Source organism: Amycolatopsis sp. NBC_00355, from assembly GCF_036104975.1.
GTDB lineage: Bacteria > Actinomycetota > Actinomycetes > Mycobacteriales > Pseudonocardiaceae > Amycolatopsis.
On sequence record NZ_CP107982.1, the window covers coordinates 3296650 to 3313456 of the forward strand.

General features: G+C 73.1%; 16 protein-coding genes. 4 read left to right on the forward strand and 12 right to left on the reverse strand.

Annotation, left to right across the window (positions count from 1 at the left end; translation table 11 throughout):
* Positions 1–6 precede the first annotated feature (6 nt).
* On the reverse strand, positions 7–615 hold the full coding sequence (locus OHS18_RS14015; protein WP_328617336.1) for a SecDF P1 head subdomain-containing protein: 609 nt from the start codon (positions 613–615) through the stop codon (positions 7–9).
* 155 nt (positions 616–770) lie between these two features.
* Here OHS18_RS14015 and OHS18_RS14020 point away from each other — a divergent pair, with 155 nt between their 5' ends.
* Positions 771–1964, forward strand: coding sequence for a carbohydrate-binding protein (locus tag OHS18_RS14020; RefSeq protein ID WP_328617337.1), 1194 nt, complete (start codon positions 771–773; stop codon positions 1962–1964).
* Positions 1965–2051: 87 nt separating this feature from the next.
* Here OHS18_RS14020 and OHS18_RS14025 read toward each other — a convergent pair whose 3' ends face one another.
* The 4 genes from OHS18_RS14025 to OHS18_RS14040 form a co-directional block, all read right to left on the reverse strand.
* Positions 2052–3836, reverse strand: coding sequence for a glycoside hydrolase family 76 protein (locus OHS18_RS14025; RefSeq protein WP_328617338.1), 1785 nt, complete (start codon positions 3834–3836; stop codon positions 2052–2054).
* Between the two features lie 68 nt (positions 3837–3904).
* The gene (locus tag OHS18_RS14030) at positions 3905–4522 is read right to left on the reverse strand and encodes a CPBP family intramembrane glutamic endopeptidase (RefSeq protein WP_328452659.1); all 618 of its coding nucleotides are present in this window, start codon (positions 4520–4522) and stop codon (positions 3905–3907) included.
* Positions 4519–5415, reverse strand: coding sequence for an NAD(P)H-binding protein (locus OHS18_RS14035; RefSeq protein ID WP_328617339.1), 897 nt, complete (start codon positions 5413–5415; stop codon positions 4519–4521). Before OHS18_RS14035 ends, OHS18_RS14030 begins: the two co-directional genes overlap by 4 nt.
* A 10-nt stretch (positions 5416–5425) precedes the next feature.
* Positions 5426–6355 carry a DMT family transporter gene (locus OHS18_RS14040; RefSeq protein WP_328452655.1) on the reverse strand — a complete coding sequence of 310 codons (930 nt, stop codon included), beginning with the start codon at positions 6353–6355 and terminating at the stop codon, positions 5426–5428.
* A gap of 73 nt (positions 6356–6428) precedes the next feature.
* On the opposite strand from OHS18_RS14040, the gene OHS18_RS14045 reads away from it, so the two are divergent.
* Positions 6429–7352: a LysR family transcriptional regulator gene (locus OHS18_RS14045; RefSeq protein WP_328452652.1), complete on the forward strand. Its 924-nt coding sequence runs from the start codon at positions 6429–6431 to the stop codon at positions 7350–7352.
* Positions 7353–7486: 134 nt separating this feature from the next.
* On the opposite strand, the gene OHS18_RS14050 is transcribed toward OHS18_RS14045, so the two are convergent.
* On the reverse strand, positions 7487–8335 hold the full coding sequence (locus OHS18_RS14050) for a helix-turn-helix transcriptional regulator (protein ID WP_328617340.1): 849 nt from the start codon (positions 8333–8335) through the stop codon (positions 7487–7489).
* 126 nt (positions 8336–8461) lie between these two features.
* Here OHS18_RS14050 and OHS18_RS14055 point away from each other — a divergent pair, with 126 nt between their 5' ends.
* The gene (locus OHS18_RS14055) at positions 8462–9469 is read left to right on the forward strand and encodes an aldo/keto reductase (protein WP_328617341.1); all 1008 of its coding nucleotides are present in this window, start codon (positions 8462–8464) and stop codon (positions 9467–9469) included.
* Positions 9470–9485: 16 nt separating this feature from the next.
* Here the strand turns inward: OHS18_RS14055 and OHS18_RS14060 are convergent, their stop codons facing one another.
* A complete protein-coding gene (locus OHS18_RS14060) occupies positions 9486–10370 on the reverse strand; it encodes a LysR family transcriptional regulator (protein ID WP_328617342.1) in 885 nt (294 codons plus the stop codon).
* Positions 10371–10454: 84 nt separating this feature from the next.
* Between OHS18_RS14060 and OHS18_RS14065 the strand changes: the two genes are divergently transcribed.
* On the forward strand, positions 10455–11399 hold the full coding sequence (locus OHS18_RS14065; protein ID WP_328617343.1) for a threonine/serine dehydratase: 945 nt from the start codon (positions 10455–10457) through the stop codon (positions 11397–11399).
* Here OHS18_RS14065 and OHS18_RS14070 read toward each other — a convergent pair.
* The 5 genes from OHS18_RS14070 to OHS18_RS14090 form a co-directional block, all read right to left on the reverse strand.
* Complete coding sequence (locus OHS18_RS14070) at positions 11353–12171, reverse strand: LLM class flavin-dependent oxidoreductase (protein ID WP_328617344.1); 819 nt, start codon at positions 12169–12171, stop codon at positions 11353–11355. The genes OHS18_RS14065 and OHS18_RS14070 overlap by 47 nt on opposite strands.
* A gap of 131 nt (positions 12172–12302) precedes the next feature.
* On the reverse strand, positions 12303–13133 hold the full coding sequence (locus OHS18_RS14075; RefSeq protein ID WP_328452640.1) for a peptidoglycan-binding domain-containing protein: 831 nt from the start codon (positions 13131–13133) through the stop codon (positions 12303–12305).
* An 80-nt stretch (positions 13134–13213) separates the two neighbouring features.
* Positions 13214–15403 carry a heavy metal translocating P-type ATPase gene (locus tag OHS18_RS14080; RefSeq protein WP_328617345.1) on the reverse strand — a complete coding sequence of 730 codons (2190 nt, stop codon included), beginning with the start codon at positions 15401–15403 and terminating at the stop codon, positions 13214–13216.
* Positions 15400–16245: a hypothetical protein gene (locus tag OHS18_RS14085; protein ID WP_328617346.1), complete on the reverse strand. Its 846-nt coding sequence runs from the start codon at positions 16243–16245 to the stop codon at positions 15400–15402. Before OHS18_RS14085 ends, OHS18_RS14080 begins: the two co-directional genes overlap by 4 nt.
* Positions 16242–16445, reverse strand: a complete 204-nt coding sequence (locus OHS18_RS14090) for a heavy-metal-associated domain-containing protein (RefSeq protein WP_328617347.1) — start codon at positions 16443–16445, stop codon at positions 16242–16244. Before OHS18_RS14090 ends, OHS18_RS14085 begins: the two co-directional genes overlap by 4 nt.
* Between the last annotated feature and the right edge of the window lie 362 nt (positions 16446–16807).

The following is a 16807-nucleotide window of genomic DNA, read 5'->3' on the forward strand; positions in this document are numbered from 1 at the left end:
CGGCCATTAGCCGCCGGCGATGTCGCGGGCCAGTTGCCGTGCTTCGGGCAGGGTGAACGCTCCCGAGATCTGCGTTTCGCCGCCGGTGATGGCGGACTGGATCTGCGGCGCCGTGAGCACCCGGCTCTGGAGCACCATCGCCACCTGCTTGCCGACGTTCCCGCCGGTCCAGCCGGCCCACGTCCTGGTGCCCGCCGCGGTGAACCGGATCCCGATCACCGGCCTCCCCGTCTGCGGATCGACCGTGGCGTCGACCCAGCCGACGTCGGCGCCGGTGAGGAACACCGGGCCGAGCACGTACTTCGTGCCCTTCGCGCGGTCACAGCTGACGAGCGGCAACGCCGGATCGTCCTTGCCCGCCAGCGGATCCGGGGCGCCCTGGGCGCAGTCGAGCGCCCGCGCCGCGGCCTGCTGCGCCGCGGGATCGGTGCTCTGCCGATCCGCTGCCGAACCGGTCGTGGGCGAGGGCTCCAGCTCCGCCAGGACCGGCCGGAAGCGCAGCTGCGCGCCCTCGACGACAAAGCCGTCCCCCGACGGCCGGGCCGAACCCGGCACCTGGGTCGAACAGCCGGCGACGGTGACGAGGACGGCCAGCGCCGCGAGGTAGGTCCGCACGGCAGTCATTGTGTCGCCCTCGGCCCGGATCGGGAACTTACCACTGGTAACTCCTTGACTTTACCAATGGTAAGCCTCACGCTACTGAGGCGAATTCGTCTAGACCAATCTGTCCGCTCTTCGAGGCACCTCCCCCGAGAGGAGAGACACCACCCATGTCCCCCCGGAAACCGGCCAAGACCGCCGCGGCGCTCGCCGCCGCGACGGCCACGGCGGCCGTGCTCGTGCTCGCCCACGGCGCCGACGCCAGCCCGGCCGCCGCCCCCGCCACCACCGCCGCAGCCGCCTGCGGCGTCCTGTTCGACGACTTCCACTACGCCTCCCCCACCGACTCCGCCTTCGGCGCGGCCGGCTGGACCACCCGCAACGACGTCGGCAGCCCCGGCGTGCCCGGCGCGCGCTGGCTGACGGGCAACATCAGCTTCCCCACCGTCAACGGGGAGAAAGTGGCGCAGCTCAACGCTTCCACCGACGGCAGCGCGAACGGCACCACCCACGCGGAGATGTACCAGAACCAGCTGCGGTTCCAGGAAGGCACCTACGCCAGCCGCGTGAAGTTCACCGACGCGCCGGCCAGCGGCACGGACGGCGACCACGTCAACGAAACCTACTTCACGATCTCGCCGCTGCGGTACGACCGCGACCCGCTCTACAGCGAGCTCGACTTCTCCGAGTACCTGCCCAACGGCGGCTGGGGCGGCTCGACCGCCAACTACCAGACGTCCTGGTACACCTACTGGAACAACCCGACCTGGGACGGCCTGCGCACCTCCACCGCGCAGAACCGCAGCTTCGACGGCTGGCACGACATCGTCACGCAGGTCTCCGGCGGGCACGTGAAGTACTACCTCGACGGCGTGCTCACCGCGGACCACACCACCGACGCCCAGGGCGACCCGGTGTACCCGCGCACGCCGATGTCGATCAACTACAACATGTGGTTCATCGACACGGCCGGCCACACGAGCGGCACCAGCACCTACACCGAGCAGGTGGACTGGACCTACTACGCGGGCAATCAGGTCGTCACCCCCGCCGCCGCGGTCGCACAGGCCTCGACCTACCGCGGCGCGGGCACCGCGCACGTCGACACGGTCGGCTCCGGCAACTGCACCACGCCGACCAGCCCGCCGCCGACGACCACCCCGACGACACCCACCACACCGACGACCCCGACCACGCCGACCCAGCCGGCGAACTGCTCCAGCGCGGCGGAGTGGGACTGGGGCACCGTCTACCTCGGCGGTCAGCGGGTCAAGCACAACAGCCACCTCTGGCAGGCGAACTGGTGGACGCAGGGCTCCGAGCCCGGCCTTACCGCGCAGTGGGCCGACCTCGGCCACTGCTGACCACGGCCCGGCACTTTCACGTGAAAGTGCCGGGCCGAGACCCCGAGGCGGCACTTTCACGTGAAAGTGCCGCCTCGGCCATTCCGGTCATCCCGCGGCGAGCACGGCTTCCAGCCCGGACGCCTGGGTCCGCCAGTCGGTCGTGTTCGGCGTGCCGCCGGCCCAGCGCTGGCCGATCCGGTTGAGCGAGTCGCGATCGCCCGCCCACAGCGTGTCGGCCTGCTTCTGCGCGAAGGCGCGGTAAGCCGCCGAGCCCGTCGCGTTCGCCAGGTCGCCGAAGTAGCGCATGAAGATGCCCTTGAACTGTTTCTGGTTGTCGTCACAGGAGTTCGCGGCGTCGCAGGACTCGACGAGCACGCCGTTCGAGGTGAGCCGGGACATCGCCGCGTCGGCCAGTCTCTTCGCGGCGTCCAGATAGGACGTGACGCCGGTGGCGCGCCACAGTTCCACGAGCCCGCCGATGCCGAGACCCTGGTTGTAGGTCCAGACCGTCTGGCCGTTGTTCGCGCACGACGACGTCAGGCCGTCGTTCACCAGGCCGTTCGCGTTGATCAGGCCGCTGTTCAGGAACCAGTCGCCCGCGGTCCGGGCGCGCCGGCCCCACACCGTGTCGCCGGCGATCCGCGTGTGCAGCGACGCGGTCAGCCGCAGGTACAACCCGCTCGTGACGGCGTTCTTGTACGTGCGCTCGCGGTTCCACCACACCCCGCCGCCACAGCTCCCGGTGTCCCAGAAACCGTTGACGTAGTTGGCGATCGTCACCGCTTCGGTGAGGTAACGCGCGTCGTGGGTGCGGTCGTAGACGGCGATCCAGGCCAGGCCCCACCACCCGCTGTCGTCGATGGCGCGGCTGACGAAGTCGCCTTCGATCGGGTCGGAACTGCGTCCCCCGGCGGGGAAAGCGGCCTTGTTGACGTCGAAGGTGCGCGCCATGGCCGCGTCGAACCCGCCCGCGTCCGCGACGGCCGTCACCGCGACGGCCGAGTTCCACCAGCTCGACGGCCACCACGCGGTGTAGGGGTCGTAGGACCACATCAGCGCGTCCACCGCGCCGGCGGCGCGGGTCGTCGCCGGACGCGCCCAGGCCGTGCAGCTGCCCGAGGCGTGTGTGGCTTCCCGGCCGCACGCGCGCACGGCGCCGCCGTACAGCCGGCCGCGCGGGTCCCGCGTGGCGAACGCCGTGGTGCGGGTGCCGGTCGCGCCCGAAGCGACGCTCGTGCGGCCCAGCGACGAACCGTCCGGCCAGCTCGCCCCGGCGTCCCAGGAGCGGTCGAGCCAGATCTCGTCGCCGGCGCCGCCCGCTTCGATCCCGGCCCACGCCATGCCCCGGCCGTCGAAGTGGAGCCGGATGGTGCGGCCGAACAGGGTCGTCGGCGCGACCGGCTGGGCGTCCCCGGTGCCCGGAGCGCTCCGGTCGCACGCGGCGTCGCAGACGTCCGGGTAGATCCACGCGGTGCAGGCGACCCCCTGCGCGTCCCCGCAGGCCCGGACCAGACCCCGGCGGTGGTGCGCCGGATCGGTGAGGTTGTACATCAGCGTGCGGGTGCCGGTCCACGAACCCGGGACGGTCGCCTTGCCCAGCAGGCCTTCCCAGCTCGCGCCACCGTCCCAGGACCGGTCGAGCCAGACGGCGTCGTTGGCCACGCCGTTGTCGATGCTCGCCCAGGCCATGCCGTCGGGGTCGGAGACGTGCAGCCGCACGACCCGGCCGTTGATCACCTTGTCGGGCAAGGGAAAGCTCTCTCGCGCGGCTCGCGAGGGATCCAGCGTGTCGCAGGACGTCACGCACACCGCGGTGGCCGCCGCGGCGGGCCGGGGCGAGAGGGGTGACAGGGAACCGAGGACGAGCAGGAGCACGAGCAATGTCCGCATCGACATCCCTCTCCACGCACCGGGTTTTTCTTTTCAGGATAGGAAATCCGGTGCCGGGAGAAAAGGACTCAGCGCGGTTCTGGCTCGTTCCGGACATCGGCCGACGGCGACGCGAACAGGCGGGGCATGACCGCCAGCATCAGCGCGGACCAGACCACGTGCGTCAGCACCGGCGCCTGGACGCCGCCGGAGCGGCGGCGCTGCCACGCGAACAGCGACCCCATCACCGCGGAGGCCAGCACCAGAGCGGGGTTGCGGGTCGCGAAGGTGGAAAGCACGTACACGGCGGTCGAGCGGCGCGCGCCCGCGGCGTCGTAGAGGGCGCCGCGGAAGAAGACCTCCTCCGCCGCGCCGGTGGCGAGCGTCGTCACGACCACCGACGCCGTCGAACCGCGATGGGCGTAGTCGAGCACGCCGGCGATCGCGCGGCGCAACGGCGGGATGTGCCGCGAAACCAGGGCGCCGGCGTAGAACACGCCGAACGCGCCCGCGCCGGCCAGCACCGGCTGCACGACGTCGCGCCGGCCCCGGTGCACCGGCCCGGCCGCGCGGGCGCCGGCCAGCCAGGTCGCGGCGACTCCCGCGGTGAGGCCGTAGAACCGGGCCGAGCCGGGTGGGCTGGACAGGGACGCGCCGAGCAGCCCCGTCCCGGCGGCGGTCACGGCGGTCAGGAACCGCCGCCTCATCCGGCCCGCCGGCTCTTCGCGCGCTCGCCGAGGGCCTGGAGCACGGCCTCGTCGTAGCCCATCGGCTCGAACTCGACGATCCGGCGGATGCTGTCGTCGCGGACGACGACCTCGTTGGTCATCGAGTCGATCAGCGAGCGCCCGGTCTGCACGTCGATGTCGGTGACCAGGGACAGCCAGTACGACGACAGCCGCGGCGAGAGCAGCGGCACGGGCACGATCATCAACGGCCGGCCTTCGATCTCCGCGACGCGCTGCAGCATGTCCCGGTAGGCCAGGACTTCCGGGCCGCCGATGTCGAACGCCCGCCCCGCGGCATCGGCGTGGTCGAGCACGCCGACCAGGTAGCGGATGACGTCGGCGATCGCGATCGGCTGGGTGCGGGTGCCGACCCAGCGCGGGGTGATCATCGCCGGCAGGTGCTCGACGAGCTGGCGGGTCAGCTCCCACGACGTGCCGCCGTGCCCGATCACGATCCCGGCGCGCAGCACGGTGACCGGCACCCCGGTCTCGCCGAGCAGCTCTTCGACCTCGCGGCGGCTGGCGAGGTGCTCCGACAGCGTGTCGCCGTCGTCGCCGAGACCGCCGAGGTAGACGATCCGGCCGACCCCGGCGTCCGACGCGGCCCGGGCGAAGGCGCGCGCCGCTTCGGCGTCCCGGCGCTTGAAGTCCGAGCTGTCCAGCGAGTGGACCAGGTAGTACGCGGCGTCGGCGCCCTTCAGCGCGTCCCGCAGGGAGCCGACGTCGGCCACGTCGCCGCGGACGGGTTCCCCGGCCCCCTCGTAGCTGTCGGGACGGCGGGTCATCGCGAGCACGTCGTGCCCCGCTTCTTCCAGCGCCGGGCACAACTTGCTGCCGACGAACCCCGACGCTCCCGCTACCAGCACTCGCATGCCGCTGACGCTAGCCGCGACGGCGCCGTCCCGCAGGTCGCGCGGTCCCGGCGAAGCACACGGCGGCGAGCACGCCCGCGCAGCCCACCAGCTGGAGCACGCCGGGCGACTCGCCGAGCAGGCCGACGCCCAGCAGCACCGCGCCGACCGGCTGGAGCAGCATGAGCGTCGCGCCCGAGGTGGCGGACATCCGGGGCAGCGCGGCGGAGATGAGCAGCCAGCCGGTCAGCTGGCCGACGAGCGCGAGCGCGATCAGCCACCCGAACGTGGGCCCGCCGGGCGCCAGGTCGAGCGTGCCGGACCCGACGCCGAGCACCAGCGCGACCGCGCCGGCGGAGATCGTCGCCAGCAGCAGCGAGTGCGACTGCGTCCCGGCGCCGCCGCTGAGCCGGATCAGGAACAGGTAGCCGGCGTACCCGGCGCCGGCGATCAGCGCGGCGACGGCGCCGGTGACCGGGTCGGGACCGAACGCGCCGGTCCCGGCGAAGCCGCCGGCCAGCACGACCCCGCCGAGCAGGACCGGCGCGGCCACGAGGAACCGCCGGGACGGCCGTTCCGCGAGGAACGCGAACGCCAGCACGGGCACGATCACGACCTGCACGGCGAGCAGCACGGTCGCGATGCCGGCGCCGACGCGCGGGATCGCCTCGCCCCAGAGCACGAAGTCCAGGCCGAGCCCGGCGCCGGCCAGCAGCGGGAAGAGCACGCGGCGCCGGGTTTCCGGGCCGGCCTTGCGCCGCTCCCACCAGGCCAGCGCGAGCAGGACCGGCAGCGAGAGCAGGCACCGCCAGAACGCGCTGGTGGCGCCGCTGGTGTGCGAGACCTTGATGAAGACCGACGACAGCGAGATGCAGAAGCTACCGAGCGCGGCGAGCAGGCGCGGGTCCACCCGCTGGGTGAAGGGGGTCTTGGTGGCGGGGCGAGGCGCGGTCGTGGTCACGCCTCCAGCGTGAGCGCGTCGACTGTCAAGGACAAGCGAATGTTTCTGCGGGGATTTCGGTAGCATCACTACCGTGTTCGGACTCGAGCGGATGCGGGCGCTGCACGCGGTCGCCACCCAGGGCTCGGTCGCCGCGGCGGCCGCGTCCCTGCACGTCACGCCGTCGGGCGTCTCGCAGCAGCTGGCGAAGCTGGAACGGGAGGCCGGCCAGCCGCTGCTGGAGCCCCGCGGCCGCGGCGTCCGGCTGACGAAGGCGGGCCAGGTCCTGGCCGGGCACGCCGAACGCATCCTCGCGCAGGTCGCCGCGGCGAAGACGGACCTGGAGCTGTTGCGCGAGGACGTCATCGGCCCGCTGCGGATCGGCGCGATCCCGACGACCGTGCACGCGCTGCTGCCCCCGGCGCTGGCGACGCTGGCCGCCCAGCACCCGCGGCTGGAGGTGACGCTGCACGAGGGCGAGGCCGAGCAGACGATGCCCCGGGTCCTGGCCGGCGACCTCGACGTCGCGGTCCTGGAGAGCTGGGCGGACCGCCCGACGGTCCTGCCCCCGGAGACGACCCGGATCACGTTGTTCGCCGACGTCGCGGACCTCGCCCTGCCGGCCGGCCACCGCCTCGCGCACCGCAAGGCGGTCGATCTGTCCGAAGTGGACGATCTGCCGTGGATCGGCTGGAGCGCCGGCTCCGGGTGTCACGAGTGGCTGGTCCAGGTGCTGCGCAAGCAGCGGCTGGACCCCCGGATCAGCTGCACGGTGGGCGGCTACCCGACCCAGCTGGCCCTGGTGGCGGGCAACGTCGGCGCGGCGCTGGTCCCCCGCCTGGCCCGCGAGCGCGTCCCGGACGGCGTCCGCATCCTCACGACCAGGCCGGCGCTGACCCGCACGATCCACGCGATCTGCCGAGCGGGCGAAGAGGACCGCGGCGCGGTCCGGGCGTGCCTGGACGCACTGCGCGAGGCCTCGGCGCGCTTCGAAAGCGCGATGCGCCCGGTCGCCTGAGCCGCCCGCTGCCGGCAGCCGCGGAAGGACACCACGAGGGCACCCGGTGCCACGCGTCCGACGACAGAGATCCGGCACTGCTGCCCAAGCGCGCCGGCGGTCGGCCACACGCGTCACCGGGCCGGCCGGCCGAGTCAGGACGTCGCCGGTTCCGCCGCCCAGCTCGCCAGCAGCCGCAGCGCCTCCGCCGAAGGGGAGCCCGGCTCCACCGTGTGCACCCCGAGCACCTGGTCTTGGTCGCCCGTCGGGGCCATCGCCTCGTAGCCCAGGACCAGGTCGCCGACCACCGGGTGGCGGTAGTGCTTCGTGCCGTGCGTGCGCTGGTAGACGTCGTGGTCGGCCCACCAGCCGCGGAAGTCGTGGTCGCGCACCGACAGCTCGCCGATCAGCTCGGCCAGGGCCGGGTCGTGGGGGTTGCGGCCCGCGTAGAGGTGCAGGGTCGCCACCACGCTGCGCGCGGACGACTCCCAGTCCGCGTACAGCTCGCGGGCCAGCGGGTCCAGGAACACGAACCGGGCCATGTTGCGCTCGCGCGACGGCAGCGCGTCGAAGTCGCGGTAGAGCGCCTTCGCCAGCCGGTTGGCGGCCAGCACGTCCAGGCGCCGGCCGGTGACCATCGCCGGGACGTCGGTCAGCGTCTCCAGCACCCGCAGCAGCCCGGGCCGGACGCGCTGGGGTGCCGGGGTCCGCGGCCGCCGCCGGCTCGGTTTGGCCAGCGCGAACAGGTGCCGCCGCTCGGTTTCGTCCAGCCGCAGCGCCCGCGCGATCGCGTCGAGCACCGACTCCGAGACGTTCAGGTTCCGGCCGCGTTCGAGCCGGACGTAGTAGTCGACGCTCACCCCGGCCAGCCGCGCGACCTCCTCCCGCCGCAGCCCCGGGACGCGCCGGACCCCGGGTTCCGGCGGGAGCCCGGCGTCCTCGGGCGTCACCCGGGCGCGGCGGGCCCGCAGGAAGTCCCGCAGTTCCGGGTTGCCTTCGCTCATCCGTCCAGCGTAGGACGGCCGCGGCGCGCGTGCGGGGGTCTGCTGGACCCCCGGTAGGGCCAGTCCTCCCACCCGGGCGGGCGGCGGGGGTTACCTGGAGGCAAGTCACCGAGAAGGAAGAACGAGATGGAACGCGAAATCCTGGGCGGCACGGGCATGTCCGTCAGCCGCTTCGCCTTCGGCGCGATGATGCTGGGCGCCATGGGCAACACCGACCGCGCCGAGTCGGTGCGGATGATCCACGCGGCGCTGGACGCCGGGATCAACTTCGTCGACACCGCCGACGTCTACTCCCACGGCGAGTCGGAGGTGATCGTCGGCGAGGCGCTCAACGGCCGCCGCGACGACGTCGTGCTCGCGACGAAGTTCTCCATGCCGATGGGCCCCGACGCCAACCAGGCGGGGGCCTCGCCGCGGTGGATCAAGCTGGCCGTCGAAGCCAGCCTGAATCGGCTCGGCACCGACCGGATCGACCTCTACCAGCTCCACCGGCCCGATCACCTGACCGACATCGACGAGACCCTGGGCGCGCTGTCCGAGCTCGTCCGCGCGGGCAAGGTGCGCGCGATCGGGTCCTCGACGTTCCCCGCCGAGCTGATGGTCGAGGCGCAGTGGGCCGCGCGGCGCGGCGGGCACCACCGGTTCCGCACCGAGCAGCCGCGGTACTCGGTGCTGACGCGGATCATCGAGAACGACGTCCTGCCGACGGCCCAGCGCCACGGCATGGGCGTGCTGACCTACGGGCCGCTGTCCAGCGGCTGGCTGACCGACCGCGACCCGGCGCGCGGCCACCGCGCCGGGATGTCCCCCGAGGTGTTCGACCTCTCGATCCCGGAGAACCGCGCCCGGGCCGAGGCCGTCGAGCAGCTGCGGAAGGTCGCCGCCGAAGCGGGCCTGCCGCTCGCCCACCTCGCGCTGCGGTTCGTGCTGAGTCACCCGGCCGTGACGTCGGCGCTGATCGGCCCGCGCACCCCGGAGCAGCTCGACGACCTGCTGGCCGCGTCCGGACCGCTGCCCGGCGACGTGCTGGACCGGATCGACGCGATCGTGCCGCCCGGCACCGAGGTCAACCGCCACGACAACTACCAGGCCGCCGCGCCGGCGATCGAGAACCCGCGGCTGCGGCGGCGATGAATCACGCCCGTTGAGTTCAGGCCCGCAGCCGGTCCGCCATCTCCGTCACGAGCCGGCCCGGGCGCTTGTGGTGCACCAGGAAGACCTCACGGGCCGGCTGGGCGTCGGTCGCGTCGCGGACTTCGATCCGGGCGCGGCCGGCCCGCTCCAGCACGCTCTCCGGCACGAACGCGATCCCCAGCCCGGCCTCGACCAGCGCCAGGATCACCTGGTAGTCGCGGGATTCGTGGGCGACGCGCAGCCGCACCCCGGCGGCGTCGGCGAGCTGCTCGAGGCACACCCGGTTGGGGACGCCGGGGCTGCCCGAGATCCAGTCCTCCCCCGCGAGCCCGCGCAGGGTGAGGCGGCGGACGCCGGCTTTCGCGTGGCCTACGGGCAGGATCAGGCGGAAACGCTCCGAACGCAGCAGCGTCCGCTCGAGGCCGCGCGGATCGGGCAGCAGCGCCCCGGGATAGCGGTGGGTGATGAGCAGGTCCAGCTCGCGGGAGCTGACCAGGCCGTACCCGTCGGGCGGCTCCAGGTCGAGCAGGCGCAACGCGACCGCCGGGTGCGCCTCGCGGAACCCGGCGAGGGCGGGCGGGACCAGGGTCGCGCCCGCGCTGGCGAATGTGCCGACGGTCAGCTGCGCCGGTTCCTCGCCGAGCAGGGCCCGCACGGTCCGCTCGGCGGTCCGCAGCTCCCCGACGATCGTTTCGGCGTGGGTGAGCAGCGCTTCGCCGACGGCGGTGAGCGTGACGCCACGCGGGTTGCGGTGCACCAGCGGAGCACCGACGTCGCGTTCGAGCTTGGCCAGCTGCTGCGAGACGGCGGACGGCGTGAACGAAAGCCGTTGTGCCGCACCGGCAATGGACCCGGCGTGCGCGACTTCGGCGAGCAGGGCCAAGCGGTGGGCGTCGAGCACGGGGGCCTCCAGCCGTAAGCGTTGCTGATGGCAGCATAGGAGACGTCGCTGGTGCTTACGTCCGGCCGCGCGCATGCTGAGGCCATGATCAGCACTTCGGACGTCGAACAGGCCGCCACCCGGATCCGCGGCCGGGTCCGCCGGACGCCGGTCTTCGCGGACGACGGCGTGTGGTTCAAGCTGGAACAGCTGCAGCACACCGGGTCGTTCAAGGCCCGCGGCGCGTTCAACCGGATCATCGCCGCCGGTGCGTTGTCGGCGGCGGGGGTGGTCGCCGCGTCGGGCGGCAACGCCGGCCTCGCCGTGGCGTACGCCGCCCGCGAATTCACTGTGCCCGCACGGGTTTTCGTCCCCGCCACGGCGCCCGCGGTCAAGGTGGCGAAGCTGCACGCGCTCGGCGCGGCCGTCGAGCTCGCCGGCGACAAGTACCAGGACGCCTACGACGCCGCGGTGAAGCACGCGGCCGACAGCGGCGCCCTGTTCTGCCACGCTTACGACCAGCCCGAGATCTGCGCCGGCCAGGGCACGATCGGCCTGGAACTGCTGGAGCAGGTGGACGCGCTCGACACGATCCTGGTCGCGGTCGGCGGCGGCGGGCTGCTGGCGGGCATCGCCGCGGCGGTCGAAGGCCGGGCGCGCGTGATCGGCGTCGAACCGCGCACGATCCCGACGCTGCACGCGGCGCTGGACGCGGGCGAGCCGGTGCGGGTCGAGGTGTCCGGCCTGGCCACCGACTCGCTCGGCGCGTCCCGGCTCGGGGACATCGCCTTCGCCGTGGCCACCCGCACGGGCGCGGGCTCGGTCCTGGTCGAGGACGCCGCGATCGCCGAAGCGCGGACGACGCTGTGGGACCATTACCGCCTCGCCGTCGAACCGGGCGGGGCGACGGCGTTCGCCGCGGTGCTCAGCGGCGCCTACACGCCCGCACCGGGCGAGCGCGTCGCCGTCCTGCTCTGCGGGGCCAACACCGACCCCGCGACACTCACTTCCCCGTCAGCCGCGCCACCAGCGGCGCGAACTCCTCGATGAAGGCGCTGTTGACGCTGACGTAGGACACGCCTAGTTCGTCGCGACGGCGTTCCAGCTCACCCGCCATGTCCTCGACGCTGCCGCGCAGCATCGTCAGCGAGTCGTGCTCGATGAGCGTCTCGGCGTCGACACCGATGAACCCGCGGATCCACGGCGGGACGACCTCGCCGACGACGAAGATGTTCAAGGCCAGCTCGAGGTCCCGGCCGTCCGCGGCGGTCCGGATCTCCTCGACGTGCGACTTGAACTCGTCGCGCGTGGTCAGCACGCCGCCGGCCAGGGTGACGATGTCGGCCTTCGCCCCGGCGAGCCGCCGTGCCTTGGGCCCGCCCGCGGCGAGCATCACCGGCGTGTGCGCGTCCCCGTCGAGCCGGCGGACGTGGTCGATCGTCTCGGAGATCGAGTCGAGCCGCTCCTGGCCGTTGCCGTAGGGCAGGCCCAGCTCCTCGGCCTGCTGCCGCATCGACGGCAGGCCGGTGCCGAGGCCCAGCTCGAACCGGCCGTCGGTCATGACCGTCAGGCTGTGCGCCTCCCACGCGGCCGCGCGGGCCGTGCGCAGCGGGCTGGCCAGCACGAACGAGCCGACGCGCAAGGTGGTGGTGACCGCGGCGGCCGTCGCGAGCGACGCCGTCGGGGTCGGGAGGTTCAGGTTGTCCGGCGAGAGCAGCGTCGAATAACCCAGCTCTTGGGCCCGGCGCGCGGTCTCCCGCCACTTCGCGCCGCCCTCCTGGGCCGCCGCGACCACACCGAACCGGAACGCCTTCTCGGACATCCAATCACCCCTGTTTCCGCTTCCGATCCAACCACCGTCGCGCCCCGTCGTGCCACCACGAACGTCCGTGAAGGCCCCCTTGAGGGACTCTGAGTCCCTCAAGGGGGCCTTCACGGACTTCGGGAGCGACCTCAGCCGCGCTGGTACTCCTCCCAGGTGACCTTCGGGACCGAGGGGCCGTCGTCGGCGCCGCGGCCGGCCAGGCCGTTCTTGCCCAGGTAGTAGTCGCCCGTCTGGTGCTGCGCACCCGACGAGAGGTCCGGGTCGGAGATCGCCATCGCGTGGATGTGGTAGGCGAAACCCTGGTCCGGCGTGCGGTACCAGGCCGCGAACCCGACGTTGCGCAACGCCTTCAGCAGCGTCGTCCGGGTCGCCGCCGACATGCCGGACACCGAGATGTCCATCGCGCCGCCGCCGTCGTGCGTCCCGGCCGATGCGTCGACGCCGCCCGGGTTGTAGGAACCCTGGGTCAGGCTCACGGTGAGGCCGGCGATCTTTTCGGCCGCCAGCAGCATCGCCTTGGTGCGGGTGTTGATCGTGACCCCGCGGTAGGCCACCCGGCTGCCCGCGGACACCGCGCTCGTCACGGTGTAGCGGCTGGTGCCCAGCTTCTCCAGCGACGTCTTGCCGGGCAGGCCCGACGCGTCGATCCCGGTGTACCCCAGCGACTTCTGGTACTGGGAGTACGCCGTGATCGTCGTCGTGCCGAAGTAGCCGTCGACGTACTTGCTGTCCAGCAGCCCCTTCGCCTGCAGCGCCTGCTCCACCAGCAGGACGCTGTCGTGCGCGCCCGGCGTCTGGGTGTCGTCGGCGCGGCGCGGGTCGATCTGGGCCGCCTTGAGCACGGCCTCCATGTTCGCCGTGGGCAGTGCGGTCGTGGCTGCCGGCGCGGCCTGGGCCGGCGCCGCCACAGCGAGCGTCGCGGCGGTGAGTGCCGTCAACACGGCGGCCTTCGTGAACATCCCTGTCCTCCATCGGTCGGATCCGGTTACGCCACCACGATCACCCGGCCGGATACAAGGGACGTACAAACGGGCTCCAATCACCCGTTCGTGCTCGTCCGACTGTGCTCCTCTGAAAGGCTCCTCCGAAAGCGACGCAAGCGCAGGCTGTTCGTCACCACGAAGACCGAGCTGACCGCCATGGCCGCCCCGGCGAGCATCGGGTTCAGCAGGCCCGCCGCGGCCAGCGGCAGCGCGGCCACGTTGTAGGCGAACGCCCAGAACAGGTTCCCCTTGATCGTGGCCAGCGTCCGCCGCGACAGCCGGATCGCGTCGACGGCGGCGCGCAGGTCACCGCGCACCAGCGTCAGGTCGGCCGCCTCGATCGCGACGTCGGTGCCGGTGCCCATGGCCAGGCCCAGGTCGGCCTGGGCGAGCGCGGCCGCGTCGTTGACGCCGTCGCCGGCCATCGCCACCACGTGTCCCTCGGCCTGCAGGCGCCGGACGACGTCGGCCTTCTCCTGCGGCAGCACCTCGGCGATCACCCGCTCGATGCCGACCTCGGCGGCGACCGCGCGGGCCGTCGCGGCGTTGTCGCCGGTCAGCAGGATCGGCGTCAGGCCGAGGGCGCGCAGCCGCCGGACCGCTTCGGCCGACGTCGGCTTGACGGTGTCCGCGACGACCAGCCGGCCGCGCACCTCGCCGTCCCAGGCGACGTGGATCGTGGCGGGCTCGGAGGGCTCGGAAGGCTCGGAGGGCTCGCCGCCGACGAACTCCGCCCGGCCGACGGCGACCCGGTGGCCCTCGACCACGCCCTCGACGCCCAGGCCCGGCGTGTTGCGGAAGCCCGAAACCTCGGGCAGCTCGCCGAATCGCCCGCGAGCGGCGTCCGTGATCGCGCGGGCCACGGGGTGCTCGGAGGCGGCCTCGACGGCCCCCGCGAGCCGCAGGACCTCGCCGTCCCCCTCGACCAGGGACATCCGGCCGGTGGTGACGGTGCCGGTCTTGTCGAGCACGACGGTGTCGACGCGCCGGGTCGACTCCAGCACCTCCGGCCCCTTGATCAGGATCCCGAGCTGCGCGCCGCGGCCGGTGCCGACCAGCAGCGCCGTCGGCGTGGCCAGGCCGAGCGCGCACGGGCAGGCGATGATCAGCACGGCGACCGCGGCGGTGAACGCGGCCGACGGCGTGCCGCCCGCGCCGAGCCAGAAGGCGAGCGTCGCCACGGCCAGCGCGATGACGTTCGGGACGAACACCGCCGAGACGCGGTCCGCGAGCCGCTGGACCTGGGCCTTCCCGGTCTGGGCTTCCTCGACGAGCCGCGCGGTCCGCGCCAGCTGCGTGTCGGCGCCGACCCTCGTGGCCCGGACGACGAGCCGGCCGCCCGCGTTGACCGTCGCGCCGGCCACGGCGTCCCCCGGCCCGACCTCGACCGGCACGCTCTCGCCGGTCAGCAGGCTCGCGTCGATCGCGGAACTGCCGTCCTCGACGACGCCGTCGGTGGCCACCTTCTCCCCCGGCCGCACCACGAAGCGGTCGCCGACGGCCAGCTCGCCGACCGGGATGCGCTGCTCGCGGCCGTCGCGCAGGACGGCGACGTCCTTGGCGCCGAGGTCGAGCAGCGCCCGCAGGGCGGCACCGGCGCGGCGCTTGGAGCGGGCCTCGAAGTAGCGCCCGGCCAGGATGAACGTCGTGACGCCGGCGGCGACCTCGAGGTAGATGGCGCTGTCACCGGACATCCGCTCGATGGTGAGCTCGAACGGGTGGCGCAGGCCGGGGGTGCCCGCGCTGCCGAACAGCAGCGCGTACAGCGACCAGCCGAACGCGGCGAGGGTGCCGAGCGAGATGAGCGTGTCCATCGTGGCGGCGCCGTGGCGGAGGTTGACGAACGCGGCGCGGTGGAACGGCCACGCGCCCCACACCAGCACCGGCGCGGCGAGGGTCAGCGAAATCCACTGCCAGTAGGTGAACTGCCACGCGGGCACCATCGCCAGCAGGACCACCGGCAGCGACAGCACGGCCGAGGTGACGAGCCGTTGCCGCAGTGCGCGGGTGCCGTCGTCCTCCTCGATCACGGGCGGCTCTTCCGCGGGCAGCGTCGCGCCGTAGCCCGCCGCTTCGACCTGCGCCACGAGGTCCGAGGGCTCGACGTCACCGGTGTAGGCGACCTTCGCCTTCTCGGTGGCGTAGTTGACGGTCGCCGTGACGCCGTCCAGCTTGTTGAGCTTGCGTTCGATCCTCATCGCACAGGACGCGCAGGTCATGCCGGTGATCGCGAGGTCGACGGTCATCGCGCCGCCTCCTTCCCGGTGGTGACGGTGAACGCGGCCGTGCGGACGACACCGCCGTGGCGGAAGTCCAGGAACAGCCGGTAGGTCCCGGCCGAGGGCACCTCGGCCGCGAACGCGAGCCCCGGCCCGGCCGGGTGGACGTGCAGGTACGCCAGGTCCCCGCCGCGGAGCGCGACGAGGTGGCCGGTCGCGCCGAGGTAGGGCTGCAGGTCGGTCACCTCACGGCCGTCCTTCGTCACGGTCGCCGTCAGCCGGGACGACTGCCCGGGGACGAGGTCGCCGTCGAGCCGGACGCGGTAGCCGCCGACGTCGGCGAAGCGCGACTCCGGGTGCCCGGCCGGCTGGAACATCCCCGGCGCGAAGAGGTCTACGCCGAGCGTCAGCGGCTTCGCACCCGAAGGCGTGAAATCGGCGAAGGCGCGGTAGCTGCCCGCGTCGGCGACCGTGAGCGGCACGGTCCACGTGCCGTCGGGGCCGAGATCGGGGTGCAGGTGCTGATAGCCGGCGGTGTCCCGGCGCACGACGATGAAGTGCAGCCGCTTCTCGTGCTCGACGTCGAACGCGGTCACGGGCGCGCCGCCGGGGCCGGTGATCCGGAACGCGAAGCGGGTGGGCGCGCCTGGGGTCAGCGTCGTATCGGCGGGCGTCAGGGTGTAGCCGTCCTGGGACGACGCCAAGCCGCCGGGCAGGTCGGCGACCGCTTCGCCGTGCGTCATCTCCTCGCCGCCGTGCGCCTCGGCCTGGCCCGGGAACGGTCCGACGGCGGCGCCGAGCGCCCAGGCGCCCCCGGCGACCAGTACGAGGGCCGCGCCGTAGGCGGAAAGCCTTGCCGCGGTGTTCACGGCAACCGGTATCCGGCTTCTTCGACGGCGCCGCGCACGTCCTCGACGGCGAGCGCGGCGGCGCTGCTGACGGTCACGGCGCCGGTGGCCGGGTCGGCGGCGACGGCCGTGACGCCGTCGAGTGCGCGGATCTGCTCCTCGACCGACCGGGCGCAGTGGCCGCAGGTCATGCCGCTGACGGTGTAGGTGCTGTCGCTCATGCCTCAGATATACCCTAGGGGGGTAGGGTAAGCAACGCCGTGACGTCTTGTAAGGACCGACACAAAAATTCGCGCCGCCCCTGGTCCAGCCGTGTTCGGCAGCGTCACGGAGAGTTCCCACGTGATGTCTATGGACTCTCCCGTGTTCTTTTCGTAACCTGTTCGAGATCTCGCGGCCCCGCGCCACCGACAGGTGGCTACGCGAGATCGCCGCCGATACCCCCCTGCCGGGTACCGGACCCCCACACCGCGTGGCTCACCTGTTGCGGGAGAGCGCGCACCGTGACGGGACAGTGCGGACGAGGCCCCCGACTCGCCGCCCCGGTCCCCCGACCGGCGGCCGAACAGCAAAGGAGACCCGC

Coding starts and splice junctions, on each gene's coding strand:
- OHS18_RS14020 (WP_328617337.1), top strand. CDS start 771: ATGTCCCCCCGGAAACCGGCCAAGACCGCCGCGGCGCTCGCCGCCGCG.
- OHS18_RS14025 (WP_328617338.1), bottom strand. CDS start 3,836: ATGCGGACATTGCTCGTGCTCCTGCTCGTCCTCGGTTCCCTGTCACCC.
- OHS18_RS14030 (WP_328452659.1), bottom strand. CDS start 4,522: ATGAGGCGGCGGTTCCTGACCGCCGTGACCGCCGCCGGGACGGGGCTG.
- OHS18_RS14035 (WP_328617339.1), bottom strand. CDS start 5,415: ATGCGAGTGCTGGTAGCGGGAGCGTCGGGGTTCGTCGGCAGCAAGTTG.
- OHS18_RS14050 (WP_328617340.1), bottom strand. CDS start 8,335: ATGAGCGAAGGCAACCCGGAACTGCGGGACTTCCTGCGGGCCCGCCGC.
- OHS18_RS14055 (WP_328617341.1), top strand. CDS start 8,462: ATGGAACGCGAAATCCTGGGCGGCACGGGCATGTCCGTCAGCCGCTTC.
- OHS18_RS14065 (WP_328617343.1), top strand. CDS start 10,455: ATGATCAGCACTTCGGACGTCGAACAGGCCGCCACCCGGATCCGCGGC.
- OHS18_RS14070 (WP_328617344.1), bottom strand. CDS start 12,171: ATGTCCGAGAAGGCGTTCCGGTTCGGTGTGGTCGCGGCGGCCCAGGAG.
- OHS18_RS14075 (WP_328452640.1), bottom strand. CDS start 13,133: ATGTTCACGAAGGCCGCCGTGTTGACGGCACTCACCGCCGCGACGCTC.
- OHS18_RS14080 (WP_328617345.1), bottom strand. CDS start 15,403: ATGACCGTCGACCTCGCGATCACCGGCATGACCTGCGCGTCCTGTGCG.
- OHS18_RS14090 (WP_328617347.1), bottom strand. CDS start 16,445: ATGAGCGACAGCACCTACACCGTCAGCGGCATGACCTGCGGCCACTGC.